Here is a 23,602-nt window from a genome sequence, read left to right on the forward strand (position 1 = left end):
CGTAACGCCGCCCGCACCACGACCATCGGCCTAGAGGACGTCTACGATGCTTAATGGACGTAAGGTGTTAAGAAGGCTGCGACCTTCTGGTCATACCTATCCGGGTCAGCCGCCCGGGTCATCACGTGCTGGGCGTCCGGGTGCCGGTACTTTTGCTTGGGACCTCCCGCCGCCTGGTAGAGGATGTCCAAGTTCTCGATAGGCACCGTCTGATCCTGGGCACCTTGAATGAAGAAAATCGGCAGTTGGGTGTGGCGCACCTGTTCGGCAATGTTGCCATCCTTCAGGCGATAGCCCGCATCTAACCGGGAGTATTGGTTCGCCAGGTTCATGGTCGGCCGGGCCGGAACGTGGTACTTGTGGTGCAACCGGAACCGCGCTTCACTGTAGATCGACGCGTATCCCGAATCAGCAATCACCGCTTTAACGTTGGCGGGGAGGTCTTCGCCAGCGGTCGCCAGGACCGTTGCGGCGCCCATCGAAATCCCCATCAGGACAATCTGGACGTCATTTCCCCGCAACTCGATGACCTTTTGAATCCACTGCTGATAATCGTGCCGGTCCAACCAGCCGTAACCGATGGTGTTGCCTTCACTTTCCCCGTGAGCCCGCGCATCCGGCATTAAGACACTATACCCCTGCGCTTCGAACATCCGGGCATACGGCACCATCTGCTCGCGCGAATGTCCCAGACCATGGGCGACGATTGCGACCCGGTTATGCACTTGCTGGTCATTGTTTAGGAACGACGCCCGTAACCGCAGCCCGTCTCGACTGGTGATCTGCCACTCGCGCGGCTGTTGCATCAGATACCACGCGTTGTCTTCCGCCGAATTCTCCGCAATCGACCGCTGCCGGGACTTCTGCCGCCCCTTCGCGTAGGACTTCATCCCCACGTGATAGACCGCGGCCGTTCCCGCGAGGATCCCCGCGAGACTGGTGGCCGCTAACGCTGTGGTGATTCCTGCAACTTTTTGCCAAGTTTTTGCCATATTTTCCGCATTCCTTTCTGACGTGACCTTTTCCTTTACCATACCCGAAAACGCACCGGGTTGCCAACCCTATCACTCCCAACCTAAGCAGAAAGTGCCCCGTTACCACCTGAACGACTAAAATCGCAGGTCCCCTCACTGAAGGACCTGCGATTCTTAGAGTCGTGTTACTGTCGCCCGTTAAGGCGTTGGGACGCTGACTGCCGGTGCGGCGGTCACTGCCCCGTATTCCAAATCAAACTGACGGACGGCACCAATCAGGTTGGCATCGTTCAAAAACTTGCAAGGCCGAACGTCGACCGTTAGCGGTGCCCCGTTCGCCCGCATCAGCGCCTGAATCTCTGCCCGTAAGCCCGCCACAAAGCCGGGACGGGCCGAGATGCCGCCACCGATCAGGAGGCGTTGTGGATTCAGGCTGACGTAATTATTGAACGCGCCGATGCTGAGCCAGTGCATCATCTCCGTAATGCTCTGCTGGGCTACCGCATCCCCCGAGGCCGCCGCATCATAGACGTCCTGGGCCGTGACCGCCGTCAAAAGATTCTGACGGCGACTGTAGCGCTCCGCCATCCGTACCGGACTGGCCAATTCACTCAGGGTCCCGCCCTCAGCGTTCATGACCATGTAGCCAAATTCACCGGTAAAGTGCTGTTGCCCGGTAACCAAGCGGTGATCCATGATCATCGCGCCACCGATTCCCGTGCCGATAATCAAGAAGATGGCATCGTCCACGTCTTGGGCGTTACCCCGCCAGCTTTCCGCAAGGCCGGCACAGTTCGCGTCATTTTGGATACTGACGGGCAGGCCCATGGCCGCTCGCAAGGTGGCCTTAATGGGGAAGCCGTTCAGATAGTTGACCGCACTGGTCCCGGAAATCTTCCCGGCGACTGGATCAACGCTACCGGGCAAGCTGATGGCCACGCCCCGGAAATTCAGGTTGTCGCGTTGCTGCACCTTTAACAGGTTAGCCAGTAGGCCTTCCCAGGTCGGCGGCGTGTCAAAGCGCCCTTTTCGTTGTACCCGTTGGTCGGTCCATACGCCGTACTTAACGGTGGTGCCACCAATGTCGATGACCAATAAGGGGTCAGTTGCTGCTTGCGGCATGGACGCCACCCCCTACCGGATCAAGGTCCTCACCGTTGGTCGCAATCACGTGCTGGTACCAGTAGAAGGAATCCTTCTTGTACCGCGCCAGGCTGCCCGAGCCGTCGTCGTTGCGGTCCACGTAGATGAAGCCGTAGCGTTTCGACAACTGTCCCGTGCTGGCGGAAACGATGTCGATGGCACTCCATGGCGTGTACCCCATTACGGGAACTCCGTCTTCCTTGATGGCCAGTTCCATCTGTTCGATGTGGTCGTGCAGGTACTTGATCCGGTAGTCATCGTGGACTTGGTGGTCTGCGGTCAGTTGGTCAATGGCCCCAATCCCGTTTTCCACGATAAATAACGGCAGGTGGTACCGGTCGTTCAACCAGTTCAAGGAGTAGCGTAAGCCTTCCGGATCGACCTGCCATCCCCAATCAGATTGGGGCACGTAAGTGTTGGTGACTAGGTCGCGGGACTCGTTATAGGAGAACTGTGGATCTTCGTGTTCCCGGGCCGCCGTCGCAAAGGACATGTAATAGCTGAAGCCCAGGTAGTCCACCTTGCCACGCTTTAAGTTCGCCAAGTCGGCCTTGGTGATGTCCAACTGGTAACCCTTGGCATCGAAGTACTGGGTCAACCAGGTCGGGTAGGTCCCCTCGACCTGAACGTCGGAGAACCAGAAGCGTGCCTGCATGGCCCGTTGCGCCTTCAAGACGTCCTTGGGTTTATCCGTAGCTGGGTAGACCGGTGACATGGCGATCATGGCCCCAATCTGGAAATCGGGGTTGATCTGGTGTCCAATCTGGACGGCTAACGAACTGGCGACCACTTCATAGTGTCCGGCTTGATACATGACTTCTTCGGCGTCTTCGTCCGGTGCCACTTGAATCCCGGAATTGGTAAACAGGGTAAAGGCCCGGTCGTAATTACTCTGATTGTTGATTTCGTTAAAGGTCAGCCAATACTTGACCTTATCCTGATACCGTTCGAAGACGGCCTTGGCAAAGCGGGTGAAGAAGGTCACCACTTTGCGGCTCCGGAAGCCCCCGTACTGGGTTACCAGGTGGTAGGGCATCTCAAAATGGGAGAGCGTAACCACGGGTTCGATGTGGTACTTCCGGCATTCATCGAATAACCGGTCGTAGAACGCTAACCCCGCTTCGTTCGGCTCCAATTCATCTCCCTGAGGGAAGATGCGGGACCAGGCAATCGAGGTCCGGAAACATTTAAAGCCCATCTCAGCAAATAACTTCACGTCTTGGGGGTACTGATGATAAAAGTCGATTCCCTGATGGTTGGGGTAGAACTCCCCCGCCTGAACGCCAGCCGTAATCTTCCGTTCGTCGTGGGTCCCAGCTGCGGTCATCACATCGGCCACGCTTAAGCCCTTGCCGCCGACATTGTAGGCCCCTTCAAGCTGGTGCGCGGCGACCGCACCACCCCATAAAAAGTCTTTTGGTAATCCTGTTTTCGTCAAACTCATTTCCTCCTTGCTTGTTGCTCATTCGGCTTTTAAACCCAAAAGATGCGTTGCCAACCAGCTTCGTCAGCCACAGGCAACGCATCTTAACGTTAAAAATCTTAATGGTGAAAAACCAGGCGCGTTTGGGGCATGTGCAGTACCTGGTGAATAGCCAGTGACGCCCCACCCAATAGCGTGGCGTACTTGACGTCTTTCGACATCACCAACGGCGGTACTAACGGCATGAACCCTAGCTTCATCTGAATGTTCTTCAGAATCTCGGGCACCTGGTCGATCAACGGTGAGTTGAAGAAGATCATCTGGGGATCGTAGGCCGCAATCAAGTCGCTGGTCACAATCGCCAACTGATAACAGAAATCCTCGAGTAACTGGACAATCGCTGGATCTTGCCGGTCATAGTCCCGAACCAACTGCTCTAACGAGTAGTCTTGCTGTTTCTTCAGCCGCCCCGCTTTGGCCAGTAGCGCAGTTTGCGACCACTCGGTATCAAAGTTAGGCAACGTCGCCAAGCGGCGGTGCGGGTCTTGGACATCCTGAATCATGATCTGGCCGATCTCCCCGGCCTGTCCGTAGTTTCCCCGGTACAGCTGGGTGTTCAAGATGATACCCGCGCCGAACCCTTCGTGAATACTGATCGACACGATACTCTGCAATTCCTGTTTACTGAAGTCCTGCTCGAACACAGCGGATTGGTTGGCCTCGTTCTCCAAAATCACGGGAACGTGATAGCGTTCGCGAAAGTGCGCCGCGAGATTCACGTTCTCAAAATCCACAAACGGAGAGGTCACGATGGTGTCCTGATAGACCACCCCAAAGATGGCAATCGAAATCGCAACTAACCCATTTTCCACGGAGAACTTGGGCAACTGCCCCATCATCTTGTCCATTTCCGCCACAATCTCCCGGATTGGGCGCTGGTCAATGGACACGGTGTTGTATTCCAAGGCGCGTCCATCCATCTGAGTGGCTAACATTTCAATCGCCGACCCCGAGATACTGAAGTTAATCACGTACCCGTAGCTGGCGTTGTAAGCAACCAGTTCTGGACGGCGCCCACTCGCATTCGATAGACGGTCCTCACCCACGCTGACCACGAGTTTGCGGGTCAGCAGTGTGCCGACGATATCCGAGACCGTGACCTTGTTTAGGCCCAGGCGCTTCGAAATATCATTTCGCGAAATCGGCCCGTGGTTCACAATGGCTTGGAGCACCGAATGCTCGTTATGGTCGCGCATGACGTCCTTGTTAATAATCACTTGATTTCAACTCACTTTTTCCCTTTAGTCAGCATCGTCTTCAGCGTTTTCCTTGGCGTGCTTGATAGCCAAGTCGCTTTGCATCTTCTTTTCAATCCCATCAACATGATAGAACATCAAAGCGATACCGGAAAGGGCGAACCCAATCAGTGGAACCCAAATGTAGTTCAATTCAATCCCACGTAAGGCACCTGCGGATTGGGCGTGGTTAGCAACGTAACCAGTGGTGGTCAATAACCAACCAGTGATCACACCACCAATTCCCATCCCTAACTTCGCGGAGAAGCTAGAGAAGGAAGTGACGATTCCTTCGGCCCGAACACCGTTCTTCCATTCACCGTAGTCAACGGCATCGGCTAACATAACGGCGATTAAACCAGAAACGTAACCAGTCCCTAAGTAACCCACGATGGTGGCGAAGATGATCATTGGCACGCTAAGGCTGTTAGCCCCAACACTTAAGAGTAATTGACCCACGCAGGCTAAGATCATCCCACCTAACATGGTGTTCCGCTTACCGATCCACTTAGACGTCATTGGCGTTAAGACCACGGCAACCAAGGCCACAATCTGTAAACTCAAGACGAAGGAAGCTAAACCGGCATCATGCATGTTGTACTTGAAGAAGTAAACCGTAACTTGAGACCGCGTCTGCATCCCCAACCAGTAAATGAAGTTGATGAAGATGATGATGGCCCAAGGCCAGTTACGACGAAGCGCTTTCAAAGATTCCTTGATTGGAATTGACTTCCGCGAACTCTTGGTCTGAACCCGTTCGTGGGTGTTCTTGAAGACGAAGGCGAAAATCAAGACCACAACGACCCCGACAATCAACGACCAGATAAACCAGCCGTGGGCACTGGTGGTTGAGCCCCCGAAGAAGGCAACCATTCCCAGCGTAATCCCGGTAATCAACGTGGCACCGGCAGTTCCCATGAATTGACGAATCGTCGATAACGTTACCCGCTCTTGTGGGTTGCTAGTTAATGATGGCAAAATTGACGTAATTGGAATATTAACGGCTGAATAAAGAACATCAACCCCAATGTAAGTAACGTAGGCCCAAATCAGCTTCCCCGTTAAACTCAGGTTCGGCGTGGTGAAGACCAACACACAGAAGACCGCGAATGGAATCGAGAACCATAACCAGTACGGTCGACTCTTCCCATACTTGGTGTGGGTGTGGTCGATCATAATTCCCCAGAAAGGCCCATCAAAGGCATCGACGATCCGGGCAACTAAGAACAGGGTCCCCACGGCGGCGGCACTGATCCCGAACGTGTCCGTGTAGAAAATCATTAAGTACGTCCCAACCATCTGGAAAGAGAGGTTGCAGGCAAAGTCACTCAAACTATAGGCGAATCGTTCCTTCCAAGGCACCATATTTTTGGTGGCAGCCTCGACGTGCGGAGCATTTTCACTCATATTCAATACACCTCTTAGGTAAAAAATAGTGACAAACATAAAACGTGACGGTATTAATAAACTCAACTTTCATTGACTAGGATACTGTAACCGTTTTCAATTGTCAATCTAATTTTTCAAAAAAATCGTGCGGAACCGGTTGCGCACGGGGGTTCCCGTGCAATCACTAGCTTTCTAGCGGTAGCCAAGCGGTAGTTCGGTTTATCAGATAACGCGTAACGATAAGAAAATTCAATTTTCTTATCGCCGGTCCCCCACCCTTATCTTTCCAACCATCCGTCATTAACGGTGATTACACACTGTCGTAATCACCCGCCTTACCGGTTGGGCCTGAAGAGGCTCAACCTCACGGCTAAACTACGCGTACCCAAGACAGTGTTTTCTGGCACTCAAAATGGGAAATATCAACATAGAAGACTACTAAACCCAAATGATCGGGTAAGTCTGATTGGGCCTCGAATCAATGATATGCATCGTCGTACACTTAACTCTGAAAATGGTTGACGGGCCGATTCGTGCAAGCCGTCACCACAACCTTATCTTGTTCGGGATGGGGGTAATAGTCGTCAATATGACCGGGTGCCACGGTTTGATGGCACATCATGTTCCGTTATGATTACACAAATGTAAGCCGAGAGGACGGCCAGACAAGGCTCAGCCGTGAAATTTTCCTTGGTGAGCGCTTCTTAGCTCGCCTAGGAAAAGGCCAAGCTTGAAAACCTGAACTTTGGGTTTCAAGTTGTGCCCACGGCGTTCCAGCCTTGTCTGGCCGTCCGGTAAGGCGGATGACTATCATGCCAGTAATTAAAAAAGCCCTGTAAGACCGTTTGGTTTACAGAGCTAATCTTAGATTGTTTAGATGATATGGTGCTGAACTGTACAACCAGCACGTCCCTTTAAGACAGTGCCTAACTTAAGGTAACGGCCGCACTAAATAGACTTCCCGACAGAAGCCCTTCATGCCGTTGAACACCCGCTGGGCCCGGGACTGCTTGCTGCAGAGACCGAAGACCGTGGGACCGGTCCCACTCATCTGAGCCGCGTCGGCGCCGAACTTCATCATCTGCTGCTTCAGTTGCGTAATCTCCGGGTAGCGTTTCGCCGTCAACGGTTCCAGGGCGTTGCCCATGACGGCGCACATCGCGTTAATGTCTTGATCCCGAATCCCACGTAAGAGCGCGTCAATGTCCGGATGGGCTAAGTCGTCGTAGCGGATCCGCTGGAGAATGCTGGGCGTCGAGACGCTGACCTTAGGCTTGGCCAGCACCACCCACGAGGTCGGTAACTTCGAGAGCGGTGTAATCCGCTCTCCGCGCCCCCGGACGTGGGCCGTCCGACCGTAAACGCAATACGGGACGTCCGAGTCGATCTGCAGACCCAACTCGGCCAACTCCTGCCAGGAAAGTCCTAGATCCCAGAGTTGGTTCAGTCCCCGCAAGACCGCAGCGGCATCCGAAGAGCCGCCCCCTAGTCCCGCAGCGACGGGAATATTCTTTTTGATGCGGATATTGACCCCTTGTTTAATCTTGAACCTCGATTGTAACAAGTGGGCCGCCTGAAAGGCCAAGTTACGCTGATCGTTGGGAAGAAACCCGCTGTCCGAGGCGACCCGGATGCGCTTATGGGTCGTCAACGTCTGAATGTCAACGTAGTCCGCCAGGTCGACCGAGGTCATCACCATGTTCCACTCCTCCGCCCCATCCTGGTGATGGTAAGGCGTGTCGAGCCCGAGGTTTATCTTGGCTGGTGCCTTTTCAATCAGTTGCATGAGCTCACCTTAATCCCAGATAGGTCCCTGACCTACCGTACTCGTGAATCTAATTAAGCCCATTATACTATGCCAAAAGCCAAAATAAAAAGGCCTTATTCGGCCTTATTATTTATTCATCGAAGTCAACTTCGATGTTCTTGGTTAAGATATCGGTGTAACTGTATGAAACCCGTTCAAACGAGTTTTCGTTTTGATCGAGATCAACCACAAAAACTGCGGGATAGGTTTCCCGAAGAATTCCATGCCGTTCGGTCGTCTTCTTGCGCCCAGCTTGGGCAATTACCATTAACTTCTCACCAATGCGACTATCAAGCTTGTCCTTGATATTTGCTAAACTAGTTGGCATGCACTTCACCTCTGTGAAACATGATACCATAGTTTCACAATAAATGCAAATTATACCACAACCAACTTCAAAGCGCAATAATCAGCGGTTGGTAAGGGTTACATTAACCCTTCAGCGTGAAAAGCATTCACTAATTCAATAAAATTAATCAAGGTTAACCGTTCTGGCCGCAATTGCCGAGAAATCCCGACCTTCTCTAGTACCGCGGCAATGCGTTCCCGAACTTCCGGTTGCTTGCCAAAGATTCCCTGCAGATTGTTCCACAACGACTTACGCCGGTGCGCGAAGCACCCCTTCACGAACCCGAATAAGGCCTTGTCGTCATACGGCTTTACGGGTAAGGGTTCCCGCGGCGTCAACCGAATGATGGCGGAGTCCACGTTGGGTTGCGGAATAAAGGCGGTCCGTGGCACGTCGAAGGCGACTTCCACGTGTGCCCGGTACTGCATCACCAGTGACAACGACCCGTAAGCCTTGTTGCCGGGCTCAGCAACCAGACGATCGGCCACTTCCGCCTGCATCATCACCACAATCTGGTCGAAGGTCACGTTGCTTTGCAAGACCCCCATCAGAATCGGTGTGGTGATGTAGTACGGTAAGTTGGCCACCAGCTTGACCGGGTGCCCCGGCTCAAATTCGTCAGCAATCACGGCCGGCAGGTTGGCTTTGAGGATATCCTGATTAATAATCTTGACGTTATCGTAGTCCATCAGGGTCTCGTCCAAGACTGGCAAGAGGTTCTCGTCGATTTCAAAGGCTACGACCTTCCGGGCCTTCAACGCCAACTGTTCGGTCAAAGCCCCGATTCCGGGGCCAATTTCAATCACGTTGTCGTTATCGTTAACATCTGCGGCACTGACAATGTTCCGCAAGATGTTGAGGTCGGATAAGAAGTTCTGACCCAGGCTCTTCTTGGCCACTAACCGGTAACGGTTCAAGATGGCCTTAGTCCGGGCTGGTGATCCAATTTCAGGAACGTTATTCTGCATGTAAATCCTCCTTTAACGGTGGTAACTTAGCCAGGGCGGCACCGAATTCAGCCGGTTGAATACCGAACATCCGCAGCCGCTTCTCAAGTTGTTTACCATTCACGTAACCAATCTGTAGCAGTTCACCCAGTTGTTCCCGGCGCTGCTTGGCCCCGGCACCGCCAATCAAACCAGCGGTCACTAGGTCGGCGTGCGAAATCAACTCTGGGGCCGCCTCCGTTTCGGTGTAGACGTGCGCTAGGGCCGCACGAATCGCCTCGGGAGTGGCGTGTTCGACACCCAACGAGCCGCCCGCCTTATCCGGCCGTCCCTCTTTCTTAGGTAGAAAGGCGTGCTTAGCATTTGGGACCGCCTCGGCCACGATTTTACGAATCTTTTCGCCGGAAAAATCCGGGTCAGTAAAGATGATGATGCCCCGTTGGTCGGCTAACTTCTCAATCAGCGCCAGGGTGTCATCATCAATGGCTGAACCCCGGGTCTCGATGGTGTCGGCGTTCACGGCTCGGTTGATGGCCTTGGTGTCGTCTTTTCCCTCGACCACCAAAACTTCTTTAATCTTCTTCAATATGGTAAAACTCCTCTGCGTTGTGGTAGGTCGCGCTGGCGATTTCTTCCGGCGTGGTCTCACGTTCCTTGGCAATCGCCTCGACCGTGTACCGGGTAAAGCCCGGTTCGTTCTGCTCACCCCGGTGTGGTTCAGGCGTCAGGTAAGGGGCATCCGTCTCGACCATCATCACGTCAAGTGGCGTGGCCCGGACTGAATCGTGGACTTCGTGGGCGTTCTTAAAGCTGGCTACCCCGGAATACGAGATATGCATCCCCAGGTCCAAGAACTTCTTGAGCCACTCGGGGTCACCGTTAAAGCTATGCATCACGCCCCCGATATCTTGAATTCCCGCCTCTTTGATGATCCGGTAGGTGTCTTCAAAGGCGTCGCGGTTATGCACCACGATGGGCTTGCCCACTTCCTTGGCGATGGCGATCTGGCGGGCAAAGACCTTCCGCTGGGTCTCCTGTGGTGAGGTGTCCCAGTGGTAGTCCAGACCAATTTCACCTAAGGCGCGAACCTGGTCATCGGCTAATTGCGTTTCCAAGACTTTTTCGGCGTCCGGTGTATAGTTCTTCGAATCCTCCGGGTGCCATCCCACGACGGCCACCATCTGAGGATACTGGTGTGCCAGGCGAATCGCATCGGCGTTCAATTGGGTGTTTGACCCCACGTTAGCCATCCGGGTGACGCCCAATTCGGCGGCCCGCTGCACGAACTTGGGCACGTCGGTGATGAATTCTTCACTGTTCAAATGAGTGTGTGAATCAAAAATTTGCATTAAACTTGTCTCCTTCTTCAGAACCAGTCCCATAGCCCGTTCCGTTTAGGCGTACGGTCCATTAAAGCACCTACGCCCTAGGCCCGTCAAGCTAGAAAAAACGCGGGCCAGGCGTCTATTCGACTTACCCGCCCGCGTCTTGTGCTTGACGTTATTCGACTGAAGACCCGTTGACCAGATCTTGTGGGGCGATGACTAACTTCACGTCACCATCGTGTTCCGCTGATAACAGCATCCCCTGGCTGATCTGACCACGCATCTTCCGTGGCTTCAAGTTTGCGACGATAATAACCTTCTTACCCACTAACGACGCAGGTTCTGGGTACCACTGGGCAATTCCGGAAAGAATCTGCCGCAGGCCCTTGTCCCCGGCGTCCAACTGGAACCGCAGTAACTTGTCGGCCCCTTCAACGTGGTCGACGGCCTTGATCTCAGCGACCCGTAATTCAATCTTTTCGAACTTATCGAAGCGAATCTCAGACTTGTTCAAGACCAGTTCCGTGTCCTCGGCGTTGTTGGCCGCTTCCTGCTTCTGCGCCTTGGCCGCCATGGCTGCCCGGCCCTTGGTCTTCTCCGACTTGGTCATCTGACCTTGAATGAAGTCGACTTCTTCGTCCGTGTCCAACCGAGGGAAGATTGGGGTTCCCTTCGCGACGACCTGCTTGCCAGCTGGTAAGTCAGCCAAAGCCAGGTTCTCCATGGACAACGTCGCGGGATCTAAGCCCAATTGCGCAAAGATTTCCTTTGGCGCGTGGGTCATCACGGGACTGATCAACGTGGCAATGACCCGCAGACTGGCTGCCAAATGGGCCATGACCGCTGCTAATTGGTCACTGGCCGCGTCATCCTTGGCTAACTTCCACGGCTCCGTCTCGTCAATGTACTTGTTGGTCCGGGCCACTAACTTCCAGATTTCCGCCAACGCATCGGCAAAGTGCATCTGGTTCATCAGGTCATGGTAGGTCGTGATCACTTCGGCAGCCGTCTGTTCCAAATCGGCGTCGAATTCGGTGACCCCACTCTTGAATGCAGGGAGCTGACCGCCTTGGTACTTGTTGATCATGGCGACAGTCCGGTTCAATAAGTTCCCTAGGTCGTTCGCCAGGTCATAGTTCAACCGGTTCACGAAGTCTTCCGGCGTAAAGTTCCCGTCGTTACCGTAAGGCATTGCCCGCATCAGGTAGTACCGCACGGCGTCCAGGCCGTACCGGTCCACTAAGGTTTCGGGGTAGATCACGTTACCGGTAGACTTGGACATCTTGCTGTCCTTCATCAATAACCAACCGTGAGCAAACAGTTCCTTAGGCATCTCTAAGCCTAAGGCGTGTAGGACGATTGGCCAGTAGATTGAGTGGAACCGCACGATTTCCTTACCGACCATTTGTACGTCGGCTGGCCAGTACTTCTTGAAGAGGCCTTCATCATCGCTGGTGTAGCCCAGAGCAGTGATATAGTTGAGCAACGCATCGATCCACACGTAGACCACGTGCTTAGGGTCGCTGGTCACCGGAACGCCCCAAGTAAAGGTGGTCCGGGAAACGGCCAGGTCTTCCAACCCCGGCTTGATGAAGTTGTTGATCATTTCGGTCATCCGTGATTCTGGTTGGATGAAGTGCGGGTGACTGTGGTAGAAGTCTAACAGCCAATCCGCGTACTTGCTCATCTTGAAGAAGTAGGATTGTTCCTTGACTAAGGAGACCTCGTGCCCGGATGGGGCCTTCCCCCCGATGACCTTCCCGTTCTCATCATGGTAAACTTCGGCTAATTGGGTCTCGGTAAAGTACTCTTCATCATCTTCGGAGTACCAGCCTTCGTATTCACCCAAGTAGATGTCGCCCTGCTTCAACAGGCGTTCGAAGATCTTTTGAACGGCCGCCACGTGTTCTTGGTCCGTGGTCCGGATGAACTTGTCGTTGGAGATTTCCAACGTCTTCCAGAGTTGCTTGATCTGGGTGGCCATGCCATCGACGTATTCCTGAGGCGTCTGGTGGTTCGCCTTGGCCTTATCTTCGATCTTCAGACCGTGTTCGTCGGTCCCCGTCAGGAAGAAGACGTCATACCCATTACTGCGCTTGTACCGCGCAACGGTATCACAGGCAATCGTGGTGTAGGAATTTCCGATGTGTAACCGACCGGATGGGTAATAGATCGGCGTGGTAATGTAAAAAGTTGGTTTGGGTTCTGCCATAAACTAAAGCCTTCCTTACTCAAAAGATTTTTCATCAATTTTAAGATTAAAATTTAAGGTAAATTCTCACTAAGTATAGCATAATCCCCGGTCAAGCCATAGTTCCCGACCGGGGATTTTCCTATCTTATGACGGTTTCGCACTAAAACAAATCCAATTGCTGAGGCGCCAGATTAGTCCAGTGCAAATCGAGGATCTGTTGTAGGCGCAACGCGTTGGGGGCGGCGTCGCGACCCGAGTTATTGTTGAAGATCACACAAACGTCTTGGGCGTGGGCGGCTACCCGCCGGACCAGTGCCGCTAGAGCTTGCAACTCCTCCTCACTGTACTTGTACAGGGTTCGGGTCTTACGCCAATTGGCCCCCTGATTGAACCAGCCTTGGGCGTTTCGTCCGTGCAGACGAATCACTGCTAGTTCCGGGGTCGTGACCGTCTCCACCAGCGGAATCCCGTCGTTTAAGTTATGGGGCTCATCGGTGGTCACGTTGGTCATCCGCAACGAATGCAGGTAAGCCAGTACGTCTTGAGTCATACCCGGGGTAGCGAACCAGCTGGGACTGCGGAATTCGACCGCAATCGGTAGGTCCCCCATCCAGGTGCGCATCTCCCGCAGGTACTGGATGTTGGCCGTGGTCCGGTTGAAGTATGGCGGAAATTGAAAGAGGATTGTCCGCAACTGGTGAGCGCGCCACAAGGGTTGCATCAACGTTTTATAGCGGGCAAAGGTCGCCGCCCGTTCCTCAAAATCCACGGGGTGTTCCCGTTGACCGTGAGTGGTCATGACCTGGTTGGCTTTCAAGATAAACTGAAAGCCCGCCGGTACGGACGCTTGCCAGTTGGCCAACGTGGTCTCCCTGGGTAGTCCGTAAAACGGCGTATCCAGTTCCACGAGGGGTAAGTGACCCGCGTATTCCGTTAATTTCACCGGACGGTCCTCTCCGCCAATCAGGGCCGGATGTTCCGTCCAGGTGGTCAACCCAATCGTAATCATTGGCCTTCTCCTTTCGCATCGTACTAAAGTTGGACACACTACTTAAACCGTTCAAATTGCTTGATCAACGCCGCTTCCGGTTCCGAGAGATGGCCCCGCAACTGACTGATCAGCCGGCGTCCCGACAAGCGGTCATTATAACGAATACCCGTGACACAAAGGTCGATCAGGGCGAAGAGAATTGTCACTAACCCCGCCTGTCGCCGGGAAAACGTGGTGTTGAACAACATCACGGCTTCTTGGTTAAAAGCCAACTGTAAAATCCCGTAAATCACCAGCGTGTCAGGAATAAGTTGTAAAAAGTTGAGCCAGCGCAACCGTCGAACCAATTGACGGAGCTGACGAATGATTTCTTGATGACTCATGGGATCACCTTCAGACCTTTAGTTCCGTGAAGAACTTCGTGGCGTCTTCTTGAACCATCTCGATGGGAACGCCCAAGTCGAGCTTCTCTTGATTGATTACCACTACGGGGGCCTGCGGGTTGCGATAATTCAGCAGGCCCGCGAACGGGTAGACCCGCATCGAGGTCCCCACCACGACCACCAGATCAGCGGCCGCCATGGCCCCGACCGCGCGTTGGACGTTGAGTTGGTTCAGGCCCTCATCGTAGAGGACCACGTCGGGCCGAAGCCAGCCACCATCCGCGTCGTGGTGCGGGTCTTTAAGATACTCATGCCAGTCCACGGTCTGCCCGCAGACTTGGCAATACACCTTATACATGTTGCCGTGAAACTCCACCAGGTGGGCGCACTTGGCCACGCGATAGAGGTTATCGATATTCTGCGTGATGACCGTCGCGCGATTCTGCTGGGTCAACGCGGCCTGCTTGGTGTGGATCACGTTAGGTTGCGCGTCCGGATGATACAGGTTCTGCTTGACGTAGTCGTAGAACGTTTCCGGTTCCTGCGCCAGACACGCGTGACTTAAGTAGTATTCCGCGTTGCGATGACCCGTGTACAAGCCATTTTTCGACCGGTAATCGGGAATGCCCGACGGCGTCGAAACACCCGCACCCGTCAAAAAGACAATGTGCTGGGCTTGATCAAATTCACTTTGTAACCGTGCTTCCATAGTCTTGTCATCCCCTCATTAGTGTCGGTTGTGACTGCTAGACCCATTATAGCATGTTCAGTTCGGGCCAGCCGGTCCCTGGTTCAACCACCCAAAAACGCCGAACGGCCACGGATTTGTGACGGTTCAGCGCTTCGCGTTACCGTAAGATATACGGCATCTTCAATTGCCGGAACAACTCGTCCACGGTTAAGTCGTAGATATGGGTGTAGTAGTCCGGAGTATCTTCCTTAGGCTTAGGCGCTGGTAAGACGAAGGCGTTTTGCTGGTCCGACCGGTTAAAGCCGACGTAGCCCCGCCGTTGCGTGGTCTTTTCGTGCATGTCAGAGTGGTAGAGTTCGAACACCTGACGCACCTTTAAGCCCAACTGGCGCTTCGACAGAACACTGGCCAACGTGGTGTACTCCGTGTTGTGCAGTGCCGGCAAGTCCCAGGCTTCCAGTTGTGCATCGAACGCCTTGAACAACTTGACCACGTTCCGCCGGAAAGTAAAGGGCGAGGAAACGGGCTTTTCCATGATCAGATCGTACAACTTCTGGGCCGCCGCAAAGCTCAACGGGTAGTCCTTAGTGAAGGTGGCGTTGATGGCGTCATCGTCCCGGCCAAAGAAGACCAGTGCGTCCAACAGCGTCAGGGTCCGTAACGTCATCTCATCGTCACGTTCAGCGGGTTCCGGCTTCAACGTCGCCTGGACCCCCTTCAAGTACAAGTCATTGATTTCGGGTGTGATCAAGCCGTGCTTCTTCTGCTCACTGACCACGACCACGTGACTCACGATATCGTAGAGTTCGGTCCCCATGATCATCAATTGTTCGTCCAGGTCCTTGTTCCCCGTAGTCAACGAGAAGAAGACTTGGGGGAATCCTGACAGGATCATCAAGAGGTGCAACAGTTCGTGGGACGCCGTGTAGTTCGGTGCCGTCAAATCTGCGACCTGAATATCGATGTCCTTGCCGACCTGCATCTGTTGGGCCTGATCATGGCGTACGTAACCAGCCTGCAATTGGCCGATAAAGTGAACCGTGACCTTACCCGGATACAAGTTGTTGACCTGGTTGATCAGGTCTTGAACCTGGTCATTCAGCACTACATCTTTTGCTTCCATGTTTAATTGCCATCCTTTATTAATCATTTACGTGAGTTTGGCGAACTGCCGCTAAGGCCGCGCGGGCCTGGGCAGTCGTCGGTTGTTTACTGGTCAGCTGGGCGACCACCGCCGGAACTTCCGCCGGCGTTGCGCCCACTGACAGGGCCAGCGACCGTAATTGCAGGTGCATGTGGCCCTTCTGGATACCGTCCGTCACCAGGGCGCGTAAAGCCGCCACGTTTTGGGCCAAGCCCACCGCCGCGGTCACCCGCATCAAGTCGCGGGCGCTGGTCACGTGCGCTAGTTGCTGGTTCACCGCGACCAACGGGAAGACCCGGGTCGCACCACCCACGAAGCCTAACGCCAATGGGAGGGTGAGCTCGCCTTGCAACTGCTGGTCCGCCGTGACGTGCCACTGACTTAAGCCCCGGTACTGACCATCCCGGCTGGCATACGCGTGCACGCCGCTTTCCACGGCGCGCCAATCGTTCCCCATGGCCAGGACCACCGCGTCGATGCCGTTCATGATGCCCTTGTTATGGGTCGTGGCCCGGTACGGGTCGACCTGTGCAAATGCACTGGCCGCAGCGATTCGACGGGCCACCGTTAAACCATCACTGGTTTTGGTCCGCAACTGGTCGACCGGGACCGTGCACCGGGCCGTTACCAGACTATGCGTAGCGTAGTTACTTAGAATGCTCATCAGAATTGTCGGCGCCTGGTGCGCACGCAGGTAGTCGGCGACCGCCTCGGTCATTGTGTTGACCAAGTTGGCCCCCATGGCTTCCCCAACGTCGATAAAGAGATCGATTGACGCCCAATCCGGCGGTAATAGCCGCACCCGAACCGACCGGGCCCCACCACCGTGTGTGAGTAACGACGGATGAGCCGCGTCCGCAACCTTCAAGAGATCTTGGGCGTGGTCGGTCACCCATTGCTGTAATGCCGGGCCATCCGTGACCTGTTGGCACACGATTTGACCCATGAGTTCCCGGCGTTCTACGACAGTGGTGATCCCAACGTCACTGGTCAATAACCGCCCGCCGTTGCTCGCGGCTGCGATGACGGACGGCTCTTCGGTGACCATGGGGACCGCCACGGCATGGCCGTCGACCCGTAGGTTCACCGCCACGCCTTCGGGTAACCCGTAGGTGGTCAGGTAGTTTTCAATCAATTCTTCATCAGTGGCCTGCCGCTGGTCAGCCACCGTTCCCAACTGTTGGGACGACAAATGGCTGGCCTGGGCCAGCTGGTCTCGGCGCTGGTCATAGGATAATCGGTAAAACGGTGTGGTCATGGTTGACGGTCCCCCCCTTAACGTTGTCGCAAGTATTCCGAGATAATGCCTTCACGGACGCCGCTTTCGGAAAAGACGACCCGGTCGGAATCCAACATCTGCAGTAAGGTCACCAGGGGCAACATCCCACCTAAGATGATATCGGCCCGTTCCGGCTCCAGTCCCGAGATTCGTTTACGTTCCCGCAAAGGCACCTCTAATAGTCGCTGGAAGGTCCGAAAGACTTGATCGGTGGTCAACCGGTACCCGTGGATGTTCTCCACGTGCAGAATCTTCTGCTGCTGGCGGTTCATCCGGGCCAACGTCCGGTTAGCGCCCCCCAGTAGGACCAGTGGCAGGTTCTTCGCGTCGTTTAGCCACCAGATATCGCGCAGACGTTCCCGCAAGAAGACTTGCGCGGAAAACAGGTCAACGGCGTCTACCACGTCGTCCAGGTGGAACTGTTCGGACAGGTTGACCGCCCCGAACGGCACACTGATCAGGTTGGCATCCTTGCCATCCTTGACGTGGACCAGTTCGCAACTTGCGCCCCCGGTATCCAGCAACAGACAGTCTTTGACTTTGAGGCGGTTGACCGCGCCCAGATAGTCGTAGTAAGCCTCCTGGTCGCCGGAGAGCACTTCCAAGTCGATGTTGGTCGCATCCTTAACTTGGCGCAGAAAATCGGCGCGGTTGCGGGCCTGACGCACTGCGGCCGTGGCGATTCCCCGCACGATCAGTTGGGGAAGGTGCTCATAGTACGGCCGAAATGACCGTAAGGCGGCAATCGTCCGCCCCATCGCTTTAGGTTGGAGGATCTTCTCGGGTCCCATGCCCTCGGATAGCCGGCTGTCAGCCTTGATCCGATTGACTTCGCGGTACGTGCCGTCATCGCGTAACTCATTAACGGCCAACCGGACAGAATTGGAACCCAAATCCACAATGGCTAAATTTTGCATAGTCCTTCCCCCGTTTCGGTCTAACCGAAGTAGTCAATACCGACCGCGTGCCGAACTTCGCGAAGCGTCTGAGCAGCGACCTGGTTCGCCTGTTCGCTCCCCCGCTTCAAGATGTCGTAGACTCCGGCTGGGTCAGCGGCGAACTTTTCACGCCGTTCACGAATCGGCTTCAATTCGGCTTGTAAGACATCGTTTAAGTACCGTTTAATCTTAACATCTCCCAGACCACCATGCTGGTATTGCGCCTTCAAGTCAGCCACTTTATCTTGATCCTGCGCGAAGATGTCCAGGTAGGTGAAGACCGTGTTGCCTTCAATGTGGCCTGGGTCTTCCACGTGGATATGTTCGGGGTCGGTGTACATCGACATGACCTTCTTTTGAATCGTGTCGGCGTCATCGTCCAGGTAGATGGCGTTATTAAGCGACTTACTCATCTTTGCGTTGCCATCGAGTCCTGGGATCCGCCCCAAGCCCTTAGCTGGGAAGTAGCCTTCGGGTTCCACTAAGATCTCTTGACCGTAAATGTTGTTGAAGCTGCGAACGATTTCTCGCGTCTGTTCCAACATGGGTTCTTGATCGTCACCCACGGGCACCGTGTCGGCCTTGAACGCCGTAATGTCGGCTGCTTGACTGACCGGGTAAATGAAGAAACCGGCCGGCACACTTTCACCGAACGCCTTTTGCTTAATTTCCGTCTTCACGGTCGGGTTCCGGTTCAACCGCGAAACCGTGACCAGGTTCAAGTACGTCATGGTCAATTCGCTGAGGGCTGGAATCTGGGATTGCACCAGAATGGTTGACTTGGCAGGGTCGATCCCCACAGCCAGGTAGTCCAACGCCACTTGTAACAGGCTGTGGCGAATCTTTTCGGGATCCCGGGCGTTGTCGGTCAACGCTTGGGTGTCGGCAATCATGATGTAGGTGTCGTAGTCCCCAGTGTTCTGAAGGGCGACCCGGTTGCGGAGGGAACCCACGTAATGGCCAATGTGCAACTTACCAGTCGGACGGTCACCCGTTAAAATCACGTGTTTTTTTGTCATTTAAATCTTCCTTTCTAAAAAAGCGCCCCATTGGAATCACTCCAATAGGACGCTGATGCGCGGTACCACCTAACTTGTGGCCATTTACGACCACCACTTTTGCCGTTAACGGGGCACCCGCGATAATTATCGGTTAATAAGTAACGGTTCCGACCCACTTCGACCGTGATCCCGTTGCAGCTTATCGGGACCTCTCTGGACTTGGTCTACTTCCATCGAAACGCCTGCCTACAGTTTAGTGGATTTTCTGGGGAAAGTAAACTGAAAGTCACTTGGGACTAAAACTAGTCGGGGGATCCGCCTTACCGGGTGGTCCTGAAGAGGCTGGAACGTGATGGGCACAACTTGAAGCCAAAGAGCGGTCTTCAAGATTGGCCTTTGGGTAAGTCAGCTCAAAAACGCTGGCCAACCCAAACGACATCACTGAGCCTCTTCAGGACCCCCCTCACGGCTAAACACGTTTGACGACCTTACTCATGCAAGCAACCACTACAACCTTATCCTGTTTGGAATGAATTCCTTTTTTTCATCAATGCTGTGCCGTCAAAAACATGATTGAAAATTATGGCTTATTAGCAACCCATACTTCAAATAACAAAGCACAGCATCCGGTGAATATCGGTATCACTTTACTATTGTTCCTAACAATACGGAACTGAAACGTACAACCCAAGGCAACCAGCTTCGCTTACCGCCTTTGACCCCACGCTTTTACAACGGTCTTTGATTGACACAGCCCTTAAATGTGACTAGAATTGTTAAGCAATTTAGCCAATTCTATTAAGGAGGCGGTCATTTTGACCACCAACGAACAAGCCAACGAGCAACACCGGGTGGATCAAGTCGTTCACCAGATTGGGAAGCGCATCGACCGGACTACGGCCGAATATAACGATGCCCACAAAGAGTTGCGCAACGTGTTAAAAAACTATAGTGAAAACACGTCGGTCAACTGGTTCGAAGTCGATGACCGAATCGAAACCAGTGCCGAACTGCAGCAACAGCGGGCCCTGGTCTCCCGGTTGACGGAAAATCAAAACATTATCCAAGACCAACTCCGGACTTATCAAGAGCTTCAAAAGTCCCCTTACTTCGGCCGAATCGACATCCAGGATCCCGACGAATCCCAACCGGAATCCCTTTACATCGGCACGGCCTCGTTCGTCGACGACCAGGAGAACTTCCTGGTCTACGACTGGCGCGCGCCCATCTCCAGTATCTACTATAATGGGGTCTTAGGTCAGGTGGCTTACCACACGCCAGCCGGGACCCAACAGACAGACCTACTCAAGAAACGGCAATTTTTGATCCAAGACGGTCAGATTCAAAGCATGTTCGACACCAACGAAACCGTTGGCGACGAAATGCTCCAACACGTCTTGGGTGAACAGAACGATGCGACCATGCAAAACATCGTCGCGACGATTCAGCGGGAACAAAACGATATCATTCGAGACGTTCACAGCGACCTATTGGTGGTCCAAGGTGTGGCCGGCTCCGGTAAGACCTCCGCGATTCTCCAACGCATCGCCTTTCTGCTCTACCACAGCCGCCGGGACCTCGAAGCCGACCAGATTGTCCTCTTCTCGCCCAACCGACTGTTCAGCCATTACATTAGTGACGTCCTGCCCAGCTTAGGGGAACGTAACATGCGTCAAGTCACGCTGGCCGAATTCTTGACCCAACGGTTCCAAGGACTGAAGGTCCAAACGCAATTCGAACGTTACGAAAGCGACCAGCAACACCCCGTCGCCGCGGCGCTCCGGAATTTCCAGGAAAGTGCGGACATGATGACCGCCGTTGCGGATTACTGTCAACGGTGTGCCGCCGACGCCCTGCAATTTACCGATATCCGCTTCAAAGGTCGGGTCTTCTTCGATCGGCACGAGATTCGCGACATCTACGCGCAATATCCAACCACGGTTCCGGCTGCCGAGCGGTTCTTAAAGACCAAGAACGTCTTGGAAAAGCGCTTGAAGCACCGTATCGCCGAAGAAGCTAAGGCTGACTGGGTCCGCGACACCATCGACCAACTCAGCGATGAGGATTATCACAACCTCTTGGGCGCCAAGCACCTAGGCCAGTTCGAACAACTCGATGATGAGATTGATTTCATCGCCCGGGAAATCGTCCGCCGGCGCTTACGCCAGGTCGACGACGCCATCTACAACGGTTACTTCCTGGACGTTTACAGCCAGTACACCGATTTTCTGACGCACTGTCCCCTACCGGAAAACGTCTCCGCGACCGACTGGCAACGGGTCATTGACCGTTACCAACACGACATCGAATTTCACAAGTTGGCCCTGACCGACGCGGCGCCGTTGATGTATCTGCGGGACCTACTGACGGGTGGCGGGAAGAACCACCAGATGCAGCATCTCTTCGTGGACGAAATGCAGGACTATTCGATTGCGCAGTTAATTTACTTGCAGCACGCCTTTCCCCGCGCCAAACTCACGTTGTTAGGCGACAGCGAACAGGCTCTGTTTAAGGCCGTTGAAGCTCCCGAAACGATTCTGAAGAAGCTGAGCGCGGCACTACACGCCAAGAAATCCCGGTTGATCACCTTACGCCGGTCGTACCGCTCGACGTTGCCCATCACCACTTTTGCCAAGGCGCTATTGCCCGATGGTGACCAGATTGAGGCCTTCAACCGGCCAGGAGACTTGCCGAAAGTCGTGATTCGCTACGACTTCCCGGGGGCGTTCAAAGCCCTGGCTCACGAGTTGCAAACGGAAATCGCCACCAACGGGACCGTTGCGATTCTCACCAAGAACACCGCGGAAGCCAAGTACGTCTACCAAGAACTCCATTCGGAATTCGACCTTACACGGCTGACTGATACGGACCGCTCCTTGCCTAAGGGCGTGGTGGTCCTACCCATCTACCTGGCGAAGGGACTCGAGTTCGACAGCGTGATCGCCTACAACGTCTCCGCGGAGAACTACCCCAACGAGCAGTTCACCGGAACCCTCTACACGATTGCGTCACGGGCGATGCACCACCTGACGTTGCTCAGCATTGGGCCCGTCTCCCCCCTGATTGCGTCCAGCAAGATTCCCCAAGATGACTTGCAGATTGAACACGAATTAAGTTAATGATTGACCCTGAACCCGCGTCGCTGATCCGTTGTTGGATTGGTGGTGCGGGTTTTTGGCGTTTTATAAATATTGTTTTACTCGATTGAAGAAAGTGCCCATTATCTTTACATAACCAACACCATCCCATTACATTGACCTGATAATCTTGCTATGTACCCAAATAAGAGGAGGAGTCAATGTTATGAACAAACGAGTTAGTACCTTACTTTCCGCTCTGTTATTAGCCACTACTCTGGGCTGGCAACAACCTTTAATGAACGTGGAGGCTGCGACCCACAATAATGCTTCCCAAACCACTAAGAAGGCTGCTAAGAAGCACGCCAAGGCTAAGAAGACGGCTAAAAAATCCACTAAGGGCAAGACGGTCAAGCAACCGGCTAAGGCTTCCAAGCACATCGTTCTGTCAAAGGCCTCTGGTGCCATGAACGTCCGCGACTTAGGGGGTTACGTGAACAAGAACGGTCAAAAGATCAAGGCTCACCGTTTGATCCGCTCCAACAAGTTATCTGGTCTGACCAAGGCCGACGTGAACAAGTTAACCAAGACCTACCACGTCAAGACGGATGTTGATTTACGGACCATCATCGAACAAAAGATGGGTCCTGATGTGAAGATGAAGGGTGTTAAGTTGGTCAAAGCCAACGTCTTCAAAGGCTTCGGCGCTTACCCCGACTTCACTAAGAAGAACGCCGGCGTGAAGATGATGGAAAAGTCCTACCACAACGCAGTAACCACGGCACAAGGACGGAAGGCTTACAAGCAACTCTTCCACCAACTGCTGACTAACCCTAAGAACAAGGCCGTTTTATGGCACTGCAGTGCTGGTAAGGACCGGGCCGGAATGGGAACTGTCTTAGTTCTCTCCGCTTTGAACTTCGACAAGAAGACCATCCAACAAGACTTCATGAAGTCCAACAAGTACTTGAAGGCGGACATCCAAGCTAAGCACGCCAAGGCCGTTGCCGTTGCCAAGGACAAGCACTACACCGCAACCCAGACCAAGAACTTCTTAGCCAACACCGACGCACAAAACACGGTTCGGATGGCTTACCTGAACACCTTCTACAAGACCATCAACACCAAGTACGGTTCCATGACCAACTTCTTACACAAGGGTCTGGGCCTCTCCAACCACCAATTACACCAACTTCAAACGAACTACTTAACTAACGCTAAGACTAAATAAATTCGCGTTAGTTACATCATG

At 53.9% G+C, this 23,602-nt stretch carries 20 protein-coding genes; 2 read left to right on the forward strand and 18 right to left on the reverse strand.

The window, feature by feature from the left end:
• Positions 1-50: 50 nt before the first annotated feature.
• The 18 genes from FD30_RS05555 to trpS all read right to left on the reverse strand — a co-directional run bounded on the left by FD30_RS05555 (position 51) and on the right by trpS (position 19,291).
• A complete protein-coding gene (locus tag FD30_RS05555) occupies positions 51-992 on the reverse strand; it encodes an alpha/beta hydrolase (protein WP_056944207.1) in 942 nt (313 codons plus the stop codon).
• A gap of 180 nt (positions 993-1,172) precedes the next feature.
• The gene (locus tag FD30_RS05560) at positions 1,173-2,096 is read right to left on the reverse strand and encodes an ROK family protein (protein WP_056944208.1); all 924 of its coding nucleotides are present in this window, start codon (positions 2,094-2,096) and stop codon (positions 1,173-1,175) included.
• Entirely contained in the window at positions 2,077-3,561 is a 1,485-nt protein-coding gene (locus tag FD30_RS05565) for a 6-phospho-beta-glucosidase (protein ID WP_056944209.1), read from the reverse strand. Before FD30_RS05565 ends, FD30_RS05560 begins: the two co-directional genes overlap by 20 nt.
• A gap of 98 nt (positions 3,562-3,659) precedes the next feature.
• A complete protein-coding gene (locus tag FD30_RS05570; RefSeq protein WP_056944210.1) occupies positions 3,660-4,817 on the reverse strand; it encodes an ROK family transcriptional regulator in 1,158 nt (385 codons plus the stop codon).
• A gap of 24 nt (positions 4,818-4,841) precedes the next feature.
• Positions 4,842-6,242 (reverse strand): MFS transporter, encoded by a 1,401-nt coding sequence (locus FD30_RS05575; protein ID WP_024747944.1) that lies wholly within the window; start codon positions 6,240-6,242, stop codon positions 4,842-4,844.
• A gap of 913 nt (positions 6,243-7,155) precedes the next feature.
• Entirely contained in the window at positions 7,156-8,010 is an 855-nt protein-coding gene (gene ispE, locus FD30_RS05580) for a 4-(cytidine 5'-diphospho)-2-C-methyl-D-erythritol kinase (RefSeq protein ID WP_056944211.1), read from the reverse strand.
• 112 nt (positions 8,011-8,122) lie between these two features.
• Positions 8,123-8,359 (reverse strand): Veg family protein, encoded by a 237-nt coding sequence (locus tag FD30_RS05585; RefSeq protein WP_024747946.1) that lies wholly within the window; start codon positions 8,357-8,359, stop codon positions 8,123-8,125.
• A gap of 98 nt (positions 8,360-8,457) precedes the next feature.
• On the reverse strand, positions 8,458-9,348 hold the full coding sequence (rsmA, locus tag FD30_RS05590) for a 16S rRNA (adenine(1518)-N(6)/adenine(1519)-N(6))-dimethyltransferase RsmA (RefSeq protein WP_056944212.1): 891 nt from the start codon (positions 9,346-9,348) through the stop codon (positions 8,458-8,460).
• Positions 9,338-9,913, reverse strand: coding sequence for a ribonuclease M5 (rnmV, locus tag FD30_RS05595; protein WP_056944213.1), 576 nt, complete (start codon positions 9,911-9,913; stop codon positions 9,338-9,340). The genes rsmA and rnmV overlap by 11 nt, the downstream gene beginning before the upstream one ends.
• On the reverse strand, positions 9,900-10,676 hold the full coding sequence (locus tag FD30_RS05600) for a TatD family hydrolase (RefSeq protein ID WP_056944214.1): 777 nt from the start codon (positions 10,674-10,676) through the stop codon (positions 9,900-9,902). Before FD30_RS05600 ends, rnmV begins: the two co-directional genes overlap by 14 nt.
• Positions 10,677-10,827: 151 nt before the next feature.
• Positions 10,828-12,864, reverse strand: coding sequence for a methionine--tRNA ligase (gene metG, locus FD30_RS05605; protein WP_056944215.1), 2,037 nt, complete (start codon positions 12,862-12,864; stop codon positions 10,828-10,830).
• 142 nt (positions 12,865-13,006) lie between these two features.
• Positions 13,007-13,855, reverse strand: a complete 849-nt coding sequence (locus FD30_RS05610; protein ID WP_056944216.1) for a DUF72 domain-containing protein — start codon at positions 13,853-13,855, stop codon at positions 13,007-13,009.
• A gap of 38 nt (positions 13,856-13,893) precedes the next feature.
• Positions 13,894-14,220, reverse strand: coding sequence for a hypothetical protein (locus tag FD30_RS05615; RefSeq protein ID WP_024747952.1), 327 nt, complete (start codon positions 14,218-14,220; stop codon positions 13,894-13,896).
• A gap of 10 nt (positions 14,221-14,230) precedes the next feature.
• Positions 14,231-14,929 (reverse strand): NAD-dependent protein deacylase, encoded by a 699-nt coding sequence (locus FD30_RS05620; RefSeq protein ID WP_056944217.1) that lies wholly within the window; start codon positions 14,927-14,929, stop codon positions 14,231-14,233.
• 139 nt (positions 14,930-15,068) lie between these two features.
• Positions 15,069-16,034 carry a hypothetical protein gene (locus tag FD30_RS05625; protein WP_024747954.1) on the reverse strand — a complete coding sequence of 322 codons (966 nt, stop codon included), beginning with the start codon at positions 16,032-16,034 and terminating at the stop codon, positions 15,069-15,071.
• 19 nt (positions 16,035-16,053) lie between these two features.
• Positions 16,054-17,313, reverse strand: coding sequence for a hydroxymethylglutaryl-CoA reductase, degradative (locus FD30_RS05630; RefSeq protein ID WP_056944218.1), 1,260 nt, complete (start codon positions 17,311-17,313; stop codon positions 16,054-16,056).
• A gap of 17 nt (positions 17,314-17,330) precedes the next feature.
• Positions 17,331-18,251: a Ppx/GppA family phosphatase gene (locus FD30_RS05635; protein WP_056944219.1), complete on the reverse strand. Its 921-nt coding sequence runs from the start codon at positions 18,249-18,251 to the stop codon at positions 17,331-17,333.
• 20 nt (positions 18,252-18,271) lie between these two features.
• Complete coding sequence (gene trpS / locus FD30_RS05640; protein ID WP_056944220.1) at positions 18,272-19,291, reverse strand: tryptophan--tRNA ligase; 1,020 nt, start codon at positions 19,289-19,291, stop codon at positions 18,272-18,274.
• 797 nt (positions 19,292-20,088) lie between these two features.
• Between trpS and helD the strand changes: the two genes are divergently transcribed.
• Positions 20,089-22,392 (forward strand): RNA polymerase recycling motor HelD, encoded by a 2,304-nt coding sequence (helD, locus tag FD30_RS05645; RefSeq protein WP_056944221.1) that lies wholly within the window; start codon positions 20,089-20,091, stop codon positions 22,390-22,392.
• Between the two features lie 184 nt (positions 22,393-22,576).
• The gene (locus FD30_RS05650) at positions 22,577-23,581 is read left to right on the forward strand and encodes a tyrosine-protein phosphatase (RefSeq protein ID WP_056944222.1); all 1,005 of its coding nucleotides are present in this window, start codon (positions 22,577-22,579) and stop codon (positions 23,579-23,581) included.
• The last annotated feature ends 21 nt before the right edge of the window (positions 23,582-23,602 follow it).

The organism is Levilactobacillus namurensis DSM 19117 (genome assembly GCF_001434785.1).
GTDB classification, from domain to species: domain Bacteria; phylum Bacillota; class Bacilli; order Lactobacillales; family Lactobacillaceae; genus Levilactobacillus; species Levilactobacillus namurensis.